We start from the raw sequence: 19,234 nt of genomic DNA on the forward strand, positions 1-19,234 counted from the left end.
ACTGCTGAACTAAGGCTTAATGCTCTCTAAATCTTCAATGATATCGTTTTCTGACATCGTTCCTGTAATGATCTTTTCGATGTTCCCTTGAGGGTTAATGAGGAAGGTCGTTGGTAACGGATCAATGCCGTATGCATTTTGAACTTCTTCTTCCTCGTCCACTACAATAGGGAACTCTAAACCGTGTTTCGATACGAAACGATTGATAAGAAAATCCGATTCCCCCACATTAACAGCCAATATCTGTACACCTTGATCTTTATATTTCGCATATTGGTTATTCATATAAGGCATTTCTCTTTCACATGGTTTGCACCATGTTCCCCAGAAATTCAGGAATACCCCTTGGCCCTCATAGTCGGACAAACGATGTTTATTCCCTTCCATATCCTCCAAAACAAAGTCAGGCGCTTGATCCCCTACCTTCAACTTCCCTCTTTCATCCTTCGTAAAGTTTGCATATAAGGTATATGCAACCGCAGAAGTCAGTACAATGAGGATGATGGTCCGGATGAGTAATCTGCGTTTTTTCTTATCCATGTACGTGTGCCTCCCATATTGAAATCGTTCTCAAAAAATGGAAAAGTTTTTTCTCTCTTTACAGTAGCAAAGGGCCTGATGTCATAAGAATTCACTTATGAGACCAGTCCCTGCCATAATGTAATGTTCCATTCCTTCATAATAAGCAGGGAAATATCCCTTATATTTCAAGGTAAAATTCCTTTCTCATTATATCATTTATCACTTTATAGATAGTGTAAATTATATGAAGGATATGTGACACTTTCCATGTTATTCTTTATCGAATGGTTCCCGTTTCAGCAAGTGTTCTTAGCTGTTTCACTTCATGTGGAGTAAGTTCCCTTCCTTCTCCTGCGTTCAAACCATGCAGAGTCAGGAATGCATATCTTTCTCGTTTCAGCTTTTGAACCGGATATCCAAGGGCTTCGAACATTCTGCGCACTTGGCGGTTTCTGCCCTCATGAATGGTAATTTCGACGATGGATTTTCCTTGTTTCTTATCAATGCTTAATACTTTCACTTTTGCTGGAGCCGTCATGCCGTCTTCCAGTTTAACCCCTTTTTCAAGTTCTCTAATTTTGAACTTAGGTGGGATTCCTTTTAATCTCGCTACATACGTTTTTTCAATTTCGTTACTTGGATGCATCAGGGAGTTAGCGAAATCCCCATCGTTGGTTAGAAGAAGTATACCTGACGTTTCATAATCCAGTCTTCCTACCGGATAGATTCTTTCTTGTATTTCAGGGAAGAAATCCGTAACGACTTGACGGTCTTTATCGTCAGTCACAGCTGAAATGACCCCTCTTGGTTTATAGAGCATATAATATACTTTATTTTCTCTTTCAATCTGAATCCCTGTCACTTCAACTCTATCGGAATTGGAAACCTTTGTTCCTAATTCTTTCACTACTACACCATTGACCTTTACTTTACCTTCTATAATTAATTGCTCCGCTTTTCGTCGTGACGCTACACCACTATGAGCAATAACCTTTTGTAATCGTTCCACGGTATTTCACCTCTTTTAATTTTCAATACATTTGTCTTCATGAATTATTACACAATCCAGACAAAATAGAAAGGTATAAAGAAAAATCGACCTTTTCAGTCGATTTCTTTATACCTTATTGTTTCCATTATAATAGATTTTTTACAAGAAAGTTGTTTTTAACTTATCTTCTGCCTGTGCTCTTTCAATCAGTGTGTGCTAGTTGGTGAGGGGAACCGCTCCGCTGATTTTGTTTTTTACATAAGTGGTAGTGTTGAAATATGGACCGTTCCTTTCCGCTCCAGGCACAAGATTCCCCGGGGAGGAAGTCGAGCCTCCTCGGGCTTTGCCCTGTGGGGTCTCGACCTTTCCTCTATTTCCCGCAGGAGTCAAGTGCCTTCCGCTACAATCCACTCTGAGCTAATTCACATTGTTGCGAGGCTCGAAGTCAGGGATGCCTTGGAATATAACCCAAAAAGGACTTTGAAAGGCATGCATAAGATCTCCATAAACCTTGCCACTTTCATCGTTATGAAAAGAAAGAAGCAGGTTAAGAGAATGATAAAATTTATATGAATTCCAAAGATAGAAAAACAACAATATTATTTTTTGATCTATTGTTCCTAAATCCACCGGGTGAGACCCCAGTTCCTCAACTGAAGAGACTCTCCGCAACACCATGGCAACCTGGAGCGGAAGTCATCCACTACTTTATTCTCTAGAAATAGCAACAAACTATTCGAAAAGCGCCTTTTTAATATAAACCAACCCTTAAAACATAACCGTAACGATGAAGATGGCAGCCACGATTCCTACGACGTCTGCTAGTAATCCAACTTTGAGGGCGTCTCCCATCTTCCGGATCCCTACTGCCCCGAAGTACACGGTCAGTACGTAAAGTGTCGTATCGGTACTTCCCTGTAAGGTTGATGCAAGTCTTCCGATAAAGGAATCTGGCCCGTGGGTAGCCACTATATCGCTCATCATACCCAGGGCAGCTGTTCCTGAAATTGGCCTGATAATGGCAAGTGGCACAATTTCAGGTGGAATACCGAGTGCAAGCAATCCCGGACGGATGAGGTTCACGAAGAACTCAAGTGCCCCTGATTCTCTAAAAATAGTTATGGCTACAAGCATCCCAATGAGAAATGGAATGATGGACACGGCAATTTTAATGCCTTCTTTTCCCCCATCGACGAACACTTCATACGTAGGTACCTTTTTGAGTGTTCCATAGATTAAAATGAAGCCGATCATAATGGGGATCAACCATAATGAAATCGTGGATATCCATTGCATCTACTTCACCTCTCTACGTGTACGTCTATAATGAAAATACCGGTCTATCAATATGGCTCCTATGGTCGAGAGCATGGTCGCGATCAAGGTTGGTCCCACAATTTCAGTCGGGGAAGCAGAATCATATTTCATCCTGATTGCAATGACCGTTGTTGGTATGATGGTAAGGCTCGACGTATTAATGGCTAAGAAGGTAATCATCGACCTGCTGGCATAGTCTCTTCCACCATTCAACTCCTTTAATTGCTCCATCGCTTTAATCCCAAGAGGTGTTGCTGCATTTCCAAGACCAAACATATTGGCCATCATATTCGATAATATATACCCCATCGCTGGATGATTATCAGGCACCTCTGGAAACAACCGGGTGACAAAGGGCCTGAACAGCCTGGCCAGCTTATCCAATAGTCCCGCTTCCTGGGCAATCCTCATGATTCCCAACCAAAACACCAATACACTGACCAACCCTATACAGAGGGTAACGGCTTCATTTGCAGAAGTGAAAATGGCTTCGTTTACTTCCTTCATCTTGCCATTGATTATAGCGAACACTAAACCGATGATGGTCATCCCCACCCAAATGAGATTAACCATGATCCCTGACTCCTATCAAGGACTCAAAGGAATAGGCCCAGAATTTCCACCAGCTCTTTTCTTTTTCAGCTTCATCCGTTGTTTTAAAGAAAACCGGAAGAGTATCTACTTCTTGGTCTTCTAAATACACGACAGCCTTCCCTACTACTTCAGGTACATTTTTATTCTTTAACCATTCCTCTTTAGGCTTTAACATTTTGTACTCTACCTTCACATCATCCACTTCATCATCTTTAAGGGTTAGAACGGACTCCCGTTTAAGATAGGCATGATCCTTGTAAATATCGTCATCCATTTTTTCAATCGTACCTTCTTCCAGGACGATCTTATAATCATATTGCTTAAACCCGTATTCAAACATTCCGATATGATCATTCCAATCATCGGGCCCATTGAGTGTAACGGCTATCAGGTTCTCCCCATCCTTGGAAGCAGTGGACACAAGCGTTCTTTTGGCTAGTTTTGTATATCCCGTTTTCCCACCCGTACTATGTTTATACAATTCTGTTAATAATCTATTTTTGTTCTTCCACTTACGATCCCATTTTTCTTCCGGGTTTGGAGCTGTATGCACTTTCGTTCCTGAAATTTCCTTGTATACTTCATTCTCCATTGAATATCTTGTCAGAACTGCCATATCGTAAGCAGTGGAATAGTGGTCTTCATGATCATCGAGACCATGGGGATTGGAGAAATGCGTATTTTTCATACCGATTTCATTCGCCTTTTCATTCATCATATAAGCAAACCCATCAAGACTTCCTCCAACAGATTCTGCGATAGCGACTGCTGCATCATTCCCGGATCTCAACATAAGCCCGTAAACGAGATCTTCCAACTTGATTTTCTCTCCCGCTTTTAAGTAAAGGGACGAACCTTCCGTTCCCGCTGCATTCGAAGATACCGTTACTTCTTTATCCATCATTCCGGATTCAACCGCAAGAATCGCCGTCATGATTTTTGTGATGCTTGCAATCCGACTTTGGCTATGGGCATCCTTTTCATACAGAATCCGCCCCGTCTCCTGATCCATTAAAATCGCCCGCTGTGAACTAACAGAAGGTGCGGCCTGAACTTCATTGGAAACCACTACAAATAGCAAGGTGAGGATAAGAATATAATATATGTAATATTTCACTCTCTTTCGCTTCACACCCATCTACTCCTTTAATTCTAACGTGTTTGTACAAGTTTATGCAGGACAAGGGGTAATATGAATGAAAATCCGGAATTCACGCTTAGGTTCAATTACTGGCAATTAACCCACGAAAAAGACACAGCAGAGAACCTCTGCTGTGTCTTTTTCGTGATTCTATTCTTTTTGGACCGGTCCCAAGCCAGTCCATTTATATTTCTTTTTGCCCTACTCTTTCGATTCCATCGTTTCTTGAAATTTCTCAAAAAACAAGTCCGCTTCATCCTGCATGAATTCATCCTCGATATTTTCAGGGAGGGGAGGGAGTTCTTCTATTCTTTTTAAACCAAAATAGTCCAGAAATTCTTTTGTCGTACCAAATAAGTAGGCACGACCTGTCCCTTCTGCTCTTCCAACTTCCTTCACGAGCCCTTTTGATGTAAGGGTCTGAATGGGACGCTCGGTTTTGACACCTCTGATTTGTTCAATCTCCATCCTCGTGATGGGTTGCTTATAAGCGACAATCGCAAGTGTTTCAAGAGCTGCTTGCGATAAAAAACTGACATTTGGTGACTCAACCAATTTCTTTAAGTAATCGGCGTTGCTTTTTTTTGTCACCAATTGAAAGGTGTCTGCTATCTCAATCATATAAATCCCCCGATTGGGATCCTTTTCGTAATCCGACTTTAGCTCCTCAATCACATCCATCGCTTCCTGATCACCGATTTCCAACACAGAACAAACTTGCTTAAGTGAAAGACCTTCATCACCGGCTGCAAACAATAAGCTTTCGAGGATCCCTTTCCAATTACTACTGTTCAACTAGACCTACCTCCTCTCCTGCTTCAACAAATATTTCCGTGAAGTTTTTTTCTTGATTGACAATGATCTGCTTTCTCTTCATCAATTCAAGCACGGCAAGGAAAGTAACAACGAGATGTTCTTTATTATCAGACGGGAAAAGACTAGTAAAGGGTGTACGCTCTTTGATATTTCGCAGACTATGAAGAATATCACTCATTCTTTTCTCAATGGATATTTCCTGTCTGGTTATTCTGGTTTGCACTGGCCTTTGCAGTTTCTTGCGCCTCAATAATTTATGAAAAGCTCCTAACATATCATATAGAGATACTTGAACTTCGCTATTCTTTAAATCCGCCTCTTCCGTAAATTCCGAAAGGTCACTAGGAGGTTTCGTATACACCTGTCCCCGTTCTTCCTCACGGTGCTTCAGCTCATTGGCAGCTTCTTTAAACTTGCGATACTCAATCAATCGCTCAACCAATTCATCACGGGGATCTTCCTCTTCGAATTCAATTTCATCATTTAAAAGGCCGTCATCATGTTTAGGGAGGAGCATTTTACTTTTAATCGCCAATAATGTAGCGGCCATCACTAAGTACTCACTGGCAACATCAAGTTGCAAATTCTTCATCGTATGTACATATAACATATACTGCTCAGTAATTTGAGCCATAGGAATATCATATATATCAATTTCCAACGAATTAATCAGATGCAAAAGAAGATCTAACGGACCTTCAAAAGCGTCAATCTTCACATTGTATTCCACTTTATCACCAAATTTCTAATTACAGTCATTCCTGATCGCTACTTAATAGTATAGTAGATTGACCACTATTCTCCAATAGAAAGTTTTTGCATAAAGAGGATGTACATGTCGTTTTGGCAAAGATGGAGAATATGCTACACTTTAAGTACTCAAACGTTATTTCATAATAAAGGAGGGACTCACATGGTTTATCCTAGACCTTACTTAGAATTCTTAATGTATTTCCATGGAAATCGTGATTACTTCGAGTGCCATGAAGTGTTGGAAGAATATTGGAAACATGTGGATCCTAAGAACCGTTCTTCCCATTGGGTGGGTTTAATCCAGATTGCTGTGGGTTTGTATCATTACAGAAGGGGTAATCTTTCAGGAGCAGCCCGGACACTTAAGAAAGCCGTTCAAAATACCGAACTGAATCAGGATGAACTTTCCCGATTAGGGATCCACCCTGGTAAACTTCAGGAAAAGCTCGTTAATATCAGTCATGGACTAAGTACCAATCAGCCCTATGAGAGCATCAATATCCCCCTGACAGATTCGACTCTACAAAAGCAGGTCCAATCACTGTGTGAGGACAATGGGTACTCCTGGTGTTCTCCAAGTGATTTAAACAATATCGAGCTCATTCATCGTCATTCGCTGCGTGACCGTTCAGAAGTGATTTTAGAACGAAAAAATGCGTTACAACGAAAAAAAAGAGGCTGACCACCTGCTGATCCGGTGGCCGTCCTCTTTATTGTTCTTCGCCTAATACGTTCTCTTGGTCGATATCATCACACTTCTCAAAAAATGAAGCGGTCTCTGAATTCGGCTTCACTTCATGTTCAGAGTGCATGTCTCTAAGATGCTTCACCATTGATTTCCCAATTCCTTCGTGCCGATGGGATGGATTAACGGATATATGCTGAATTTCTAACGTACTATCTGTCCTGAATACTCCAATTAAACCTACTATGTCCTCTTCTTTCCATAAAAAGAGCTGCCAATTATCTTCAGTTTCGTATTGCTTCATCGTCTGTTGAAGCTTCTTCAAATCCTTTTCATTTGGCATGAAAGATAATAATCCCATTGCGATCTTTTCAAACGCCTTTTTATACCGAATTAACATATTTACCCCTCGTTATGTTTTATGTCTAATCTATCTATTTCCTATTATAGACAAAAACTAGAAATTTAATTGATATGAACGTTTATTTATCTTACTAAATTTACTTTTATTAATCAACTTTAACCAATCAGTTTCCAGCCAGGAACAGCCAGTAGATGACTCCCCATACTATGCCAGATACCAACAAAAGCAAGAACAATCCCTTATTGCTGATCTTCATAAATGACTCCTTTGTCTACACTATATTCATCTATATATGTCATTGTTATTGTATAGTAAAATCACTATTTGTTAAAGTATGTAATTAAATATGCAAAAAAAGTAGTCTTTAAGTACGATATACTTAAAGACTATGTTTCCGGCTTATTTAAACGTTAGATCGAGTGAAATCATATCCTCGTATGTCTCTCTTTGAACAGCTAATCTTGCTTCTCCATTCTCGACAAATACGACAGCGGGACGGGGAATACGATTGTAGTTATTCGCCATTGAATACCCATATGCACCAGTGCAGAACACAGCAAGAGTGTCACCAGCTTCTGATTGAGGGAGGGGTAAATCCCAAATCAACATATCTCCGGATTCACAACATTTACCAGCGATTGACACGGTTTCTTCAGGGGGATGATCTGCTTTATTCGCAATCACCGCTTCATATTTTGCCTTGTATAGTGCCGGTCTTATATTATCACTCATTCCCCCATCAATGGCTAAGTACTTTCGGATGTTGGGCACTTCTTTTCTTGACCCCAATGTATACAGGCTGGTCCCTGCATCACCAACAAGGGAACGGCCCGGCTCGATCCAAATCTCCGGCATTTCAAGATTGTATCTCTCCACTTCCTGTTTTACAGCCGCAATCATTTCCTTCACATATTGTGCAGGCGGAATCGGGTCATCATCTTTGGTATATCGAATCCCAAATCCACCGCCTAAGTTGATCACTCTCGGATCATAATCATATTGAGATTTCCATTTTGCCACCTTCTCAATAATCTTTTTTGCTGCAAGAATGAAGCCTGTCGTCTCGAATATTTGAGAGCCTATATGGCAATGAAGACCTAACCATTCAATACCGTCATAGCTCATCGCCATTTTCATGGCATCCCGGGCTTGACCATTCTCCAAATCGAATCCGAATTTGGAATCCTCTTGTCCGGTTAAAATATAATCATGAGTATGGGCTTCTATCCCAGGCGTCACTCTTAATAAAACCTTCGTCACTTTTTCAGTGGATTGTGAGACGGCATTCACAAGTTTCAGCTCGTAGAAATTATCGACGACAATGCAGCCTATGTTGTTTTCAATAGCCATCATCAGTTCTTCTTCAGATTTATTATTCCCATTAAAATGGATGCGTTCAGGGGGGAATCCTGCTTTTAAGGCAGTGTACAACTCCCCTCCTGAAACCACATCCAGTGATAATCCCTCTTCTTTCATCAATTGAAAGACCGCGATACATGAAAATGCCTTACTGGCATAGGCAACTTCCGCTTTCACTCCAAGGGAATCAAATGTTTCTTTAAAGTCTCTTGCCCGTTCTCTAATGAGTGCAACGTCATAAACATAAAGGGGTGTACCGTACTGTTTTGCCAGTTCTAAGGTACTGACCCCTCCTATCTTTAAATGACCATTTTTTATTTCTGCTGATCCATGAAGATGCATGAAACGTCTCATTCCCCTCTTAAATGCTCTGCTAATTAAACGTAATTTACCACAGAATGAGAGTTGTTGCAATATTTCTAAGATTTCGCCGGCTGCTTATACTTATTTCTCGGCTGCACAATGCTAGGTCTGATTTTGGCTCCCGGCATAGAGCGACGGATCAGAATCTGCATGAATGCTATAGGACTGAATGGCATTAACGGCCATAGGTAAGGGGTATTTAAAGACTTTATATTTGTAACGAATAAGATAAAAAGTGTGGTTCCCACCATCAGTCCAGGAATATGGAAGAGGGCTACTGCAATAAGGAGAAACAGTCTGGCCATCTTGTTCGCGGCACTCAATTCATAGCTTGGTGTAGCGAATGTCCCTATGGATGCAACGGCTACATACAGGATGACTTCCGGTTGAAATAACCCTACATCAATGGCTATTTGTCCAATTAAGACTGCCGCTATCAGACCCATTGCTGTGGATAATGGGGTTGGAGTATGAATGGCTGCCACCCTGAACATTTCAACCCCGAAATCCGCTATGAACAACTGAACAATTACGGGAATATTCGTCTGTTCATTTGGTCCTACGAATTTAATAACCTCAGGTAAGAGGGATGGATCCAACACAAATAGATACCATAACGGGAGTAAAAATAGCGATGCTAATATCCCAAGGAATCTAGTCCATCTGACAAAGGTCCCCACAGCCGGTGATTGTCTATATTCCTCCGCATGCTGAAGGTGATGGAAATATGTCGTTGGTGTAATGATGACACTCGGCGAAGTATCAACAAAAATAAGAACATGTCCTTCTAATAAGTGAGTGGCTGCGACGTCTGCTCTTTCTGTGTATCGAACGAGAGGATATGGATTATACCCTTGCTTCACAAGGAACTCTTCAACCGTTTTATCCGCCATCGTTAATCCGTCTATCTTAATACTCTTCAATTCTTTCTTGATGACTTCAATTAAGCTCGGATTTGCTACATCATTAATATAGGCTATGGAAATGTCAGTTTTAGATCGCTCTCCTATACGAAATATTTCAAACCTCAATCGTGGATCCCGAATTCTTCGTCTTGTTAAAGCAGTATTCACAATAATATTCTCTACATAACCATCTCGGGAACCGCGTACTACCTTTTCAGTATCAGGCTCTGAAGGCTGTCGCCCGGGATAACTACGAACATCAACAATGATTGCTTCTTGGTAGCCTTCGACAAAGACTGCTATTAATCCTGACAGGACTTCGTCAACTGCTTCTTCAATCGTTTTAACTGGCTCAACCGATTGATGAACAAGGCGATTATGTACAATCTCATATAATCGGCTCGTTGCACGTTCATGATCATTGATCTCAACGAGTTCCTCCACTATTTGTATAATGTAGGAAGCATCTGTCAACCCGTTAATATAATAGAAGTGCACTCCTTTTTTCAAAATCATGAGTTTACGTACACCTAAATCAAAGCTTTTGTTTAATCCGACATGATTCTTCATGTACTCTTCTATAACAGCTAAATCTTTTGATATTGGTGTTTCTTTCGTTTTCTCAGGCATGATATCCGCTCCTTTCCAAGATGATTTCAACAGCCTTTTTCGTAATGGGCGAACCTTGTGAGTAGTGATCCCTTTTGGCCATCTTACCAATGTCACCAATTCCGACAATAACGGGAACGTCCAGCTCATCAAGGCAATAAACCGTATCACCCGTTAATCTTCCCAAATCCATTTCAGGTACACCAAATTTATCTACCCCATATGGAGTCAATTCACCAAATTTATCAATACACACATCCACTCTTGTCCATTCTGCCTGCCTCGTTTTACTTGCTACCGCAATGATGCCGAGCACGTCTATGCCAGGGTGGTTCGCAACATACTTTAGTGCCCTTTCGCCTGCACCTTCTCCAATAAATCCACTATCATCAAACATTACAAAGACGGGGTCATTCTTTGCACTTCTGATTAATTTCACAATCTCTGGTCCTGATAATAATGAAGGATTTCCTTTGGAGCTTGAGATACATCGTCCTCCATATTCTTTTGCCACGCACTCGATTGCCCGCTTGGCATATTCGTCTCCATCTGTAATCAGGATCACTTTTCTTTTGTCGTCCATATGAACCCCTGCCTCTTGCTGTTTATTGATGAACCAAGTAGAGCCAATGAAAAAGTGAGCCGACAATTTTCCCAAATACAATCGCCATAATGAGAATGACGATTTGACCTTCAATCCCAATCCGCTTTGCGAGGATCGGGAACACATTCAATACCTCTGTTAATGCAGCCGCCAACAGCCCGATGAACACTCCGCTCGCTAAACCAATGGGCATAAGAACGAATGGGGAAAAGTGCAGCGTATAATTATTTAAGCTGACAAATCCTCCTGCCAGTGCACCCGTAATGACAGCAAGTTCATAGTGGTGAATCATTTTCATTGTTTTTGTTAACTGAGTTAACCTTGGGATGATTCCTAATACGGTTAGAAAAGCTACAAACCCGGAACCGACTGCCAGTCCACCAGCAAATCCAATAAATACTGTAATCAATACGCTAATGGTCATCTATTTTTTTCTGACTTTCTTTATTTTCATGCATGATGACATATTGATCTAAATCCTGCTGGTAATTGAACATTTCTACTTCTAGTGGACTCGGCTCTTCATTAAGTCTCTTTCGAAACACATGGTTGAAAAATAAGATCATCCCAAGGCCTAAACCGAATGAATAGGGAACTTGAAACAGTAATGGATGAGGATCCTCATCCCCAGTTACAAAATGATACAGCCTTTGATGAACTTCCCTCATACTTACATCTTCATGAAAATTCATAATTGCCAGGGCTGCACCGATGAATAATAGTAACCAAACGCCAATGAAGAGCGGAAGAGAGACTTTCTTTTTCTCATAGATCACTTCAATAATACTTTGTGTGGGTCCAATCGTTTGGATATCAAGATCCGAGAAGTTCTTGCATATTTCTTTTATCACCCTCATCACATCGACCACAATGATATTCTTATCAGATGCTGTCACTTGATGAATCGGGATTTGCCTTAATTCATCAAGAATATTTTCAGGTGCTATGATTTGAGCAAGCTGTCCAAGCTTGACTTTACTCTCTTCCTTTACCTGCACTCGGTGACGTAAGCGTATATACAAAATTCCTTCCATGCAGTTCACTTCCTGAAAACATGATTTTCCCTTCGTACCAATAGTATGGATTAACGGAAATAATTTATGTAATGACCGATGTGGTGGTTTGGGATGCTTGGAGAAGGAAGTGAGAAATAGTATAGATCCTGAAGGTTTGGAGCTTTTAAAAATGGCAACAATTTCAAAGGGAGAATGCGGGGTCAATATATAATCACCTGTTGAATTGATTTCACAAATTAAAAATAACCTTGTCGTTTCAGCATGATTCGTTGAAACAACAAGGTTATTTTGCCTAAGACTCTGTATGCATATGATCTTTCATTGTTTGTAATATCTTCTTTTCCAGTCTCGATACCTGGACCTGGGATATACCCAGTCGATCCGCTACTTCCGATTGGGTTTGGTCTTTGTAATACCTTAAATACACAATCAACCGTTCCCGGTCATCCAGTTCCCTAATGGCTTCTTTTAAGGCAATTTTGTCAAACCATTTATTATCGCTATTATCCGCAATTTGATCCAAAAGGGTAATGGGATCTCCATCATTTTCATAAACGGTTTCATGAATGGAAGAAGGGGCACGACTTGCTTCCTGTGCCATGATCACCTCTTCAACCGAATACTCCAGATGTTCAGCAAGCTCACTCACCGTCGGAACCCTCCCAAATTTCTTGGAAAGTTCATCCTTGGCTTTACGAATCTTGTTTCCCATCTCCTTAAGGGAACGACTTACTTTTACTGTTCCGTCATCGCGGATGAACCGCTGGATTTCACCAATGATCATCGGAACTGCATATGTTGAAAACTTGACGTCGTAGCTTAAATCAAACTTATCGACTGATTTCAGCAACCCGATACTGCCTATCTGAAAGAGATCATCAGGCTCATATCCCCGATTGAGGAAGCGCTGGACGACGGACCATACTAAACGCATGTTCTTCTGGACGATCAAGTCCCGTGCACTTTGGTCACCGTCCTGGCTCTGCTTTATGAGCTCTTTCACCTCATGATCCTTCAGAAAGGTCTGTTCCTTTTCTTTCTTAACTTCGACATCCATGGGCACGACTCCTTAATTGCATAGCGCTTTACTATTGGTCAAGTGCTTCTTTAGTCTTACCGTGGTGCCTGTACCTGGGTGTGATGACACTTCTATTTCGTCCATGAAATTCTCCATAATGGTAAAGCCCATGCCAGAACGCTCAAGCTCAGGCTTGGACGTGAACAACGGTTGGCGGGCTTCCTCTACATCACCAATCCCCACTCCTTCATCGCGGATGGTCATATCGATATACCCATCCTCTTCCATGATGACAGAAATATAGACGATACCATTCGGCCTGTTGTCATATCCGTGAATGATGGCATTTGTAACGGCTTCAGATACGACAGTCTTGATTTCAGTCAACTCATCCATCGTCGGATCCAGCTGTGCAATAAATGAAGCAACGGTAACTCTGGCAAAGGACTCATTTTGGCTTAAAGAACTGAATTGAATGTTCATTTCATTTCTCATGTCAGGCGACCCCCAATCTTTGTAATGCGTTTTCTTCAGACGGCTCAAGACGGATAATCTTAAACAATCCGGACATTTCAAATAATCGGTTTACAGAAGGGGAAATCGCACACACAACCATTTCTCCATGCTTTTGTTTAATCTGCTTGTATCGACCCAAAATCACACCTAATCCTGAACTATCCATAAAGCTTAGTTCCTCTAAATTCAAAATGATATGCTTCACATTCTCACTTTCAATCAGATTCGAAGCTTTTTCCCTAAGCTCATCAGCAGTATGATGATCCAACTCACCACTTAAACGAATACACAAAACATCTTTTTTGACTTCTAAGTTAATAGCAAGACTCACTATCAGAAAGCCTCCTTCTCTGTCGTATAGTGAGTCATTTCGCTATTCTTTTAGTAAATTCCTTCTCCATGACAAAACTAGAAGGAATTCGTCATAATTAGAGGTTATTTTTATGATAAATCGTAAAGTCAGATTACTTTCCAACTTTCGTGAAAAGTCCAAAGGATTTTTTGTACAGCTCCCACCAGCTTGCGTCATTTACATTTTTCTTAGCGACCAGGGTGCTTTCCAACACTTTTTCTCCTTTGTTCATGATAACAAGGGTCCCGACTTTATCTCCTTTTTTGATAGGAGCCTTCAAGTCTTCAGAGAGTGTTATCTTCTGTTCTATTTTATCCAGTTTTTCACCTTTTTGAGTCAACAGGGAGATGGGCTCTTCCGTCACTGCATCCACTCTGTTTTGTTTCCCTTTCGATACTTTCACCTGTGCCAGGGAGTCTCCCTTTTTGAAGAGAGGTTTCGTTGAATACTGATTGAAGGCATAATCCAGCATTTTACTTACCTCGTTGTTTCGCTCTTTAGGAGTCGGTGCCCCGAACACGACAGCAATGACTCTCATATTATCTTTCTTCGCTGTTGCCGTTAAGCAGTATTTCGCTTCGTTGGTGAATCCGGTTTTCAGTCCATCCACGCCGTCATAGAAACGAACCAATTTGTTTGTATTTACCAACCAGAATTTTTTTTCTGTATCTTCACGTAAGTAAGATTCATAGCTGCCTGTGAACTTGGTGATTCCTTCATATTTTAGAAGTTCCTTGGCCATCATGGACATGTCATGTGCCGAACTATAATGATCTTTGGACGGTAAGCCTGTCGGGTTTTTGAATCGAGTGTCATTTAACCCAAGCTCTTCTACCTTTTTGTTCATTTTTTCAACAAACGCTTCTTCACTTCCTGATATATGTTCTGCCATGGCTACTGATGCATCATTGGCCGACCCAATCGCAATCCCCTTGAGCATTTCTTCAACCGTCATGCTTTCACCGGGCTCCAGGAAGATTTGTGATCCACCCATCGATGCGGCATATTCACTCGCTCGAACACTGTCTTCCCACTTTATTTGACCTTTTTCAAGGGCTTCCATGATCAACAACATTGTCATAATCTTAGTCATGGATGCTGGTGCCAGCTTTTCATGGCTATTCTTCTCATATAATACCGTTCCAGTATCCCGCTCAATCAAAACAGCCGATTTCGCTACTTCAGCTAATTCCGATTTCTTCTCCTGGGCAAACCCCATTGAAGGAAACAAAAAAGCTGCTAAAACAAATGTAATCACTATATACGCAAAACGTTTCATCCAACTGTCCTCCAATCAAATCTCGTTTTAAATCAATACTCATAGACCCATTTTTTCCAACTGCATCATTTTTATACAAACATTGGTAAAAAAGTGAGGTTAGTTCATGGATGATAGATTGTAAGTGGGTTGAAAGATGGCTAGATTTAAAGGGGATTCTTTAAATATGGGATGAAACGATGTGTTTTTCATCAAGATTACTGAGATGCAGCATTTTGTAAGGTGAAATCAGCTCTTTTGAGTGTGAGAGAGTGCTATTGAAGGATTTCATTGCGTCATTTTCAGAAGTAATTGCGTCAAAATTCAATTTATTGCGTCTGTTTTGTGGTGAATTGCGTCAATTTGAACGTTAATTGCGTCATCCACGTCTGGAATTGCTTATTTTTCCATAATAAGGTATTCGCATTACCCGACAAAATGATAAAAAAGGCCCCTGCCAAAGAGATAATCCTCTTGGCAAAGGCCCCGATCAAAATTAAAAATCAACCCGTGATTTCAGTATGAATCAACGTAGGTGCTTTCACATGTTCAGATGTTACTTTGATGCTTTCGTACAATTTGTCTTTTACATTGTCGATATTTTCTTCATTGCTATAGATCGTCACAAGAGAATCTCCCGCTTTGACAGAATCACCGATTTTCTTGCGCAGCTCAAGACCTACCGCTAAATCGATAACAGAATCTTTCGTTGCACGGCCTGCTCCTAACCACATGGCAGCCGTTCCTACTGCATCGGCCACGATTTCTGATACATAGCCATCTTCTTTCGCTTCAAGCTCAACCTTATATTGCGCCTGTGGAAGTTTTGATGGATCATCCACAACGGATGGATCTCCACCTTGTGATTCCAGGAATACTTTAAAGTTCTCAAGAGCCGACCCATCTTCAATCGCTTTTTGTAATAGCTCTCTCGCTTCTTCCAATGTTGTTGCTTTTTCAGCGAGATAGACCATATGACTTCCTAACGTTAAGCATAATTCCGTTAAGTCTTCTGGTCCTTCACCTTTTAATGTATCGATCGCTTCTTTCACTTCAAGTGCGTTTCCGATCGCGAAGCCCAGTGGCTGACTCATATCCGAAATGACCGCCATTGTTTTTCTGCCGACGTTGTTTCCGATGTTCACCATTGCTTTGGCAAGATCTTTTGAATCGTCCAATGTTTTCATGAAAGCTCCGGCACCCGTTTTCACGTCAAGTACGATAGCATCCGCACCAGCTGCTATTTTTTTACTCATGATAGAACTTGCGATCAGTGGAATGCTATTGACCGTTGCCGTCACATCACGTAATGAATAAAGCTTTTTATCAGCCGGTGTTAAATTTCCACTTTGTCCGATAACGGCTAACTTATTCTTGTTCACCAATCGGATAAATTCATCGTTTTCAATTTCCACATGGAAACCTTCGACGGATTCAAGCTTATCGATGGTTCCTCCAGTGTGTCCAAGTCCTCTTCCACTCATCTTCGCTACAGGTACTCCAACGGAAGCAACCAGTGGTCCAAGAACAAGGGTCGTTGTATCACCAACACCGCCTGTAGAGTGCTTGTCTACTTTAATTCCTTCAATTGCAGACAGATCGATTTGATCTCCTGATTCGACCATTGCCATCGTCAGGTCCGCTCTTTCTCTATCGCTCATGTCTTTGAAGAAGATGGCCATTGTCAGGGCACTTACCTGATAATCAGGTATGCTTCCATCTGTATATCCTTCAACGATAAATTTTATTTCTTCTGTAGAGAGTTCTTTACCTTCACGCTTCTTCTCTATTAAGTCAACCATTCTCATTGTATTCACCCGCTCTTCTAGTATTGTCAAAGGGAAGCCCCTTTAGTGTAGTTTTCAAATTAAATCGTACAACTCTTAGATTGATTTGACGATTTCTTTTACATATGCCAGGAAGTTTGCACGAACCATTTCGGTTGTTTCAATCACTTCATCATGGGAAAGGGGTTGATCAAGGATACCAGCAGCCATATTTGAGATGCATGAGATTCCAAGCACTTTCATTCCCCCGTGGCGGGCTACGATTACTTCAGGTACAGTCGACATTCCTACTGCATCTCCTCCAAGTGTACGGGCAAGACGAACTTCAGCTGGAGTTTCGTATACAGGACCTGTATTCCCTACATATACACCTTCTTGCACTTCAATTGAAAGCTTCTCTGCGATTTCTTTCGCTTTTTGACGCAGTTCTTTACAATATGCTTCTGACATATCCGGGAATCTAGGTCCTAAGCGAGAATCGTTTGCCCCAATTAGTGGATTGCCACCCATATTATTAATATGATCCGTGATCAGCATCAAGTCCCCAGCTTTAAAGCTTTCATTCACTCCACCGGCTGCATTTGTCACGATTAAAACTTCGACTCCTAGTTCTTTCATAACACGGACTGGAAATGTCACTTTATCGAAACCGTACCCTTCGTAGTAATGAAAGCGACCTTGCATGGCCACGACTTCCTTACCCGCCAATTGACCGAATACAAGCTGTCCTGCGTGTCCTGCCACTGTCGAAACAGGAAAATCAGGGATTTCTTTATAAGGTATTTTTACTGAATTTTGGATTTCATCAGCTAACACACCCAACCCTGAACCAAGGATGAGTCCGATCTTCGGTTGGCCTGTGTATTGATTTTTCAGATGGTTTGCTGCATTTTGGATGTTTTCGTAATTCATATTCATTACTCCCTTTTTTATCATTCAACGTAAAGAGGAGGAAATGGGCCGTCGTAACCGCACCTTCATCCCTCTCCCTTTCAATTTTATTCAGAAATACTTATTTCAATTGTGATAAGAAACTTCGACCAAACTTCGGCATGGTCACATTAAAGTTGTCTGCCACGGTAGCACCGATATCTGCAAATGTTTCAGAGATAGGCAGCTCTTTCCCTCCGTCAAAGCGTTTTGAATAAACGAGAAGTGGAACATATTCTCTTGTATGGTCTGTTCCTGGGGCGGTCGGGTCGTTCCCGTGATCGGCTGTAATGATAAGAAGATCATCTTCCGTCATTTTCTCGAACACTTCAGGAAGGCGTGCATCAAATTCTTCTAATGCCTTTCCATATCCTTCTGGATCGCGACGATGTCCGAATAAAGCATCGAAGTCGACAAGATTCAGGAAGCTCAATCCTGTAAAGTCTTGATCGAATGATTGAATGAGTCCGTCCATTCCGTGCATATTATGCTTCGTACGAATCGATTCAGTCACTCCTTCGCCATTAAAAATATCTGAAATTTTACCAATGGCGATCACGTCAAACCCCGAATCCTTCAGTTCATTCATCACGGTACGGTTAAAAGGTTTTAACGCATAGTCATGACGATTGGATGTTCGTTTGAACTCGCCTGGTTCGCCAACGAATGGACGAGCAATCACACGACCTACGAGATATTCCTCTTCTTTCGTGATTTCACGGGCGATCTCACAAATTTTGTACTGCTCATCAATTGGAATGATGTCTTCATGAGCTGCAATTTGAAGGACAGGATCTGCAGAAGTATAAACAATAAGAGCTCCTGTTTCCATATGTTCTTTTCCTAATTCTTCAATAATCTCAGTTCCGCTTGCAGGCTTATTTCCAATGATCTTTCTGCCTGTCTCAGCTTCAAGTTTTTGAATTAATTTTTCAGGGAAACCGTCTGGATACGTTTTGAACGGTTTATCAATATTAAGGCCCATTATTTCCCAATGACCAGTCATCGTGTCTTTCCCAACTGACGCTTCCTGCATTTTGGTGAAGTATGCTAACGGCTTGTCAGCTTTTTCAATTCCCTTCACTTCTTTAATATTCGAAAGTCCAAGCTCTCCGATATTGGGCATGTTCAGTCCATTCATATGTTCAGCAATGTGACCAATCGTATCCGATCCTACATCATTGAATAGGTCTGCATCAGGCGCCTCACCGATGCCCACTGAGTCCATGACGATCAGATGAACTCTTTTGTATGTATAGTTACTCATTCAAATAAACCTCCTATATGTAGCTTCTTATTTAAAAAAAGCGGTTACATTTTAAATCTTTAATCGT

General features: G+C 41.2%; 21 protein-coding genes. 1 reads left to right on the forward strand and 20 read right to left on the reverse strand.

What is annotated here, in order from left to right:
• Window positions 1–9: 9 nt before the first annotated feature.
• From resA to ACXAF2_RS03115, 7 genes are all read right to left on the reverse strand, one after another.
• Window positions 10–540: a thiol-disulfide oxidoreductase ResA gene (gene resA / locus ACXAF2_RS03085; protein WP_475137326.1), complete on the reverse strand. Its 531-nt coding sequence runs from the start codon at window positions 538–540 to the stop codon at window positions 10–12.
• A 259-nt stretch (window positions 541–799) separates the two neighbouring features.
• Complete coding sequence (locus tag ACXAF2_RS03090) at window positions 800–1,531, reverse strand: pseudouridine synthase (protein WP_475137327.1); 732 nt, start codon at window positions 1,529–1,531, stop codon at window positions 800–802.
• A 750-nt stretch (window positions 1,532–2,281) separates the two neighbouring features.
• Window positions 2,282–2,809, reverse strand: a complete 528-nt coding sequence (locus tag ACXAF2_RS03095; protein ID WP_044340130.1) for a spore maturation protein — start codon at window positions 2,807–2,809, stop codon at window positions 2,282–2,284.
• On the reverse strand, window positions 2,810–3,403 hold the full coding sequence (locus tag ACXAF2_RS03100) for a nucleoside recognition domain-containing protein (RefSeq protein WP_148969506.1): 594 nt from the start codon (window positions 3,401–3,403) through the stop codon (window positions 2,810–2,812).
• The gene (locus ACXAF2_RS03105; protein ID WP_475137328.1) at window positions 3,396–4,556 is read right to left on the reverse strand and encodes a D-alanyl-D-alanine carboxypeptidase family protein; all 1,161 of its coding nucleotides are present in this window, start codon (window positions 4,554–4,556) and stop codon (window positions 3,396–3,398) included. Before ACXAF2_RS03105 ends, ACXAF2_RS03100 begins: the two co-directional genes overlap by 8 nt.
• A gap of 210 nt (window positions 4,557–4,766) precedes the next feature.
• Window positions 4,767–5,360 (reverse strand): SMC-Scp complex subunit ScpB, encoded by a 594-nt coding sequence (gene scpB, locus ACXAF2_RS03110; RefSeq protein WP_475137329.1) that lies wholly within the window; start codon window positions 5,358–5,360, stop codon window positions 4,767–4,769.
• Entirely contained in the window at window positions 5,350–6,111 is a 762-nt protein-coding gene (locus ACXAF2_RS03115; RefSeq protein ID WP_475137330.1) for a segregation/condensation protein A, read from the reverse strand. Before ACXAF2_RS03115 ends, scpB begins: the two co-directional genes overlap by 11 nt.
• A 183-nt stretch (window positions 6,112–6,294) precedes the next feature.
• Between ACXAF2_RS03115 and ACXAF2_RS03120 the strand changes: the two genes are divergently transcribed.
• Window positions 6,295–6,816: a DUF309 domain-containing protein gene (locus ACXAF2_RS03120; RefSeq protein ID WP_475137331.1), complete on the forward strand. Its 522-nt coding sequence runs from the start codon at window positions 6,295–6,297 to the stop codon at window positions 6,814–6,816.
• 28 nt (window positions 6,817–6,844) lie between these two features.
• Here ACXAF2_RS03120 and ACXAF2_RS03125 read toward each other — a convergent pair whose 3' ends face one another.
• The 13 genes from ACXAF2_RS03125 to deoB form a co-directional block, all read right to left on the reverse strand.
• Entirely contained in the window at window positions 6,845–7,219 is a 375-nt protein-coding gene (locus tag ACXAF2_RS03125) for a GNAT family N-acetyltransferase (protein WP_475137332.1), read from the reverse strand.
• Window positions 7,220–7,582: 363 nt separating this feature from the next.
• Window positions 7,583–8,884 (reverse strand): diaminopimelate decarboxylase, encoded by a 1,302-nt coding sequence (gene lysA / locus ACXAF2_RS03130; RefSeq protein WP_475139081.1) that lies wholly within the window; start codon window positions 8,882–8,884, stop codon window positions 7,583–7,585.
• A 77-nt stretch (window positions 8,885–8,961) separates the two neighbouring features.
• Window positions 8,962–10,440: a spore germination protein gene (locus tag ACXAF2_RS03135; protein WP_475137333.1), complete on the reverse strand. Its 1,479-nt coding sequence runs from the start codon at window positions 10,438–10,440 to the stop codon at window positions 8,962–8,964.
• The gene (spoVAEA, locus tag ACXAF2_RS03140) at window positions 10,433–11,002 is read right to left on the reverse strand and encodes a stage V sporulation protein SpoVABEA (RefSeq protein ID WP_475137334.1); all 570 of its coding nucleotides are present in this window, start codon (window positions 11,000–11,002) and stop codon (window positions 10,433–10,435) included. The genes ACXAF2_RS03135 and spoVAEA overlap by 8 nt, the downstream gene beginning before the upstream one ends.
• 22 nt (window positions 11,003–11,024) lie before the next feature.
• Window positions 11,025–11,447 carry a stage V sporulation protein AB gene (locus ACXAF2_RS03145; protein ID WP_299738113.1) on the reverse strand — a complete coding sequence of 141 codons (423 nt, stop codon included), beginning with the start codon at window positions 11,445–11,447 and terminating at the stop codon, window positions 11,025–11,027.
• The gene (locus ACXAF2_RS03150; RefSeq protein ID WP_475137335.1) at window positions 11,437–12,057 is read right to left on the reverse strand and encodes a stage V sporulation protein AA; all 621 of its coding nucleotides are present in this window, start codon (window positions 12,055–12,057) and stop codon (window positions 11,437–11,439) included. Before ACXAF2_RS03150 ends, ACXAF2_RS03145 begins: the two co-directional genes overlap by 11 nt.
• Before the next feature lie 274 nt (window positions 12,058–12,331).
• Window positions 12,332–13,096 (reverse strand): RNA polymerase sporulation sigma factor SigF, encoded by a 765-nt coding sequence (gene sigF / locus ACXAF2_RS03155; protein WP_113967614.1) that lies wholly within the window; start codon window positions 13,094–13,096, stop codon window positions 12,332–12,334.
• 12 nt (window positions 13,097–13,108) lie between these two features.
• Window positions 13,109–13,552, reverse strand: a complete 444-nt coding sequence (gene spoIIAB / locus ACXAF2_RS03160) for an anti-sigma F factor (protein ID WP_148969515.1) — start codon at window positions 13,550–13,552, stop codon at window positions 13,109–13,111.
• Between the two features lies 1 nt (window position 13,553).
• The gene (gene spoIIAA, locus ACXAF2_RS03165; protein WP_113967610.1) at window positions 13,554–13,904 is read right to left on the reverse strand and encodes an anti-sigma F factor antagonist; all 351 of its coding nucleotides are present in this window, start codon (window positions 13,902–13,904) and stop codon (window positions 13,554–13,556) included.
• A 133-nt stretch (window positions 13,905–14,037) separates the two neighbouring features.
• Window positions 14,038–15,204 (reverse strand): D-alanyl-D-alanine carboxypeptidase family protein, encoded by a 1,167-nt coding sequence (locus tag ACXAF2_RS03170; RefSeq protein WP_475137336.1) that lies wholly within the window; start codon window positions 15,202–15,204, stop codon window positions 14,038–14,040.
• A 482-nt stretch (window positions 15,205–15,686) separates the two neighbouring features.
• Entirely contained in the window at window positions 15,687–16,991 is a 1,305-nt protein-coding gene (locus ACXAF2_RS03175; protein ID WP_475139082.1) for a pyrimidine-nucleoside phosphorylase, read from the reverse strand.
• Window positions 16,992–17,066: 75 nt separating this feature from the next.
• Window positions 17,067–17,882: a purine-nucleoside phosphorylase gene (locus ACXAF2_RS03180; RefSeq protein ID WP_475137337.1), complete on the reverse strand. Its 816-nt coding sequence runs from the start codon at window positions 17,880–17,882 to the stop codon at window positions 17,067–17,069.
• 100 nt (window positions 17,883–17,982) lie between these two features.
• Complete coding sequence (gene deoB / locus ACXAF2_RS03185) at window positions 17,983–19,167, reverse strand: phosphopentomutase (protein ID WP_475137338.1); 1,185 nt, start codon at window positions 19,165–19,167, stop codon at window positions 17,983–17,985.
• Window positions 19,168–19,234 lie beyond the last annotated feature (67 nt).

Source organism: Rossellomorea sp. ABR4_004 (assembly GCF_056159585.1).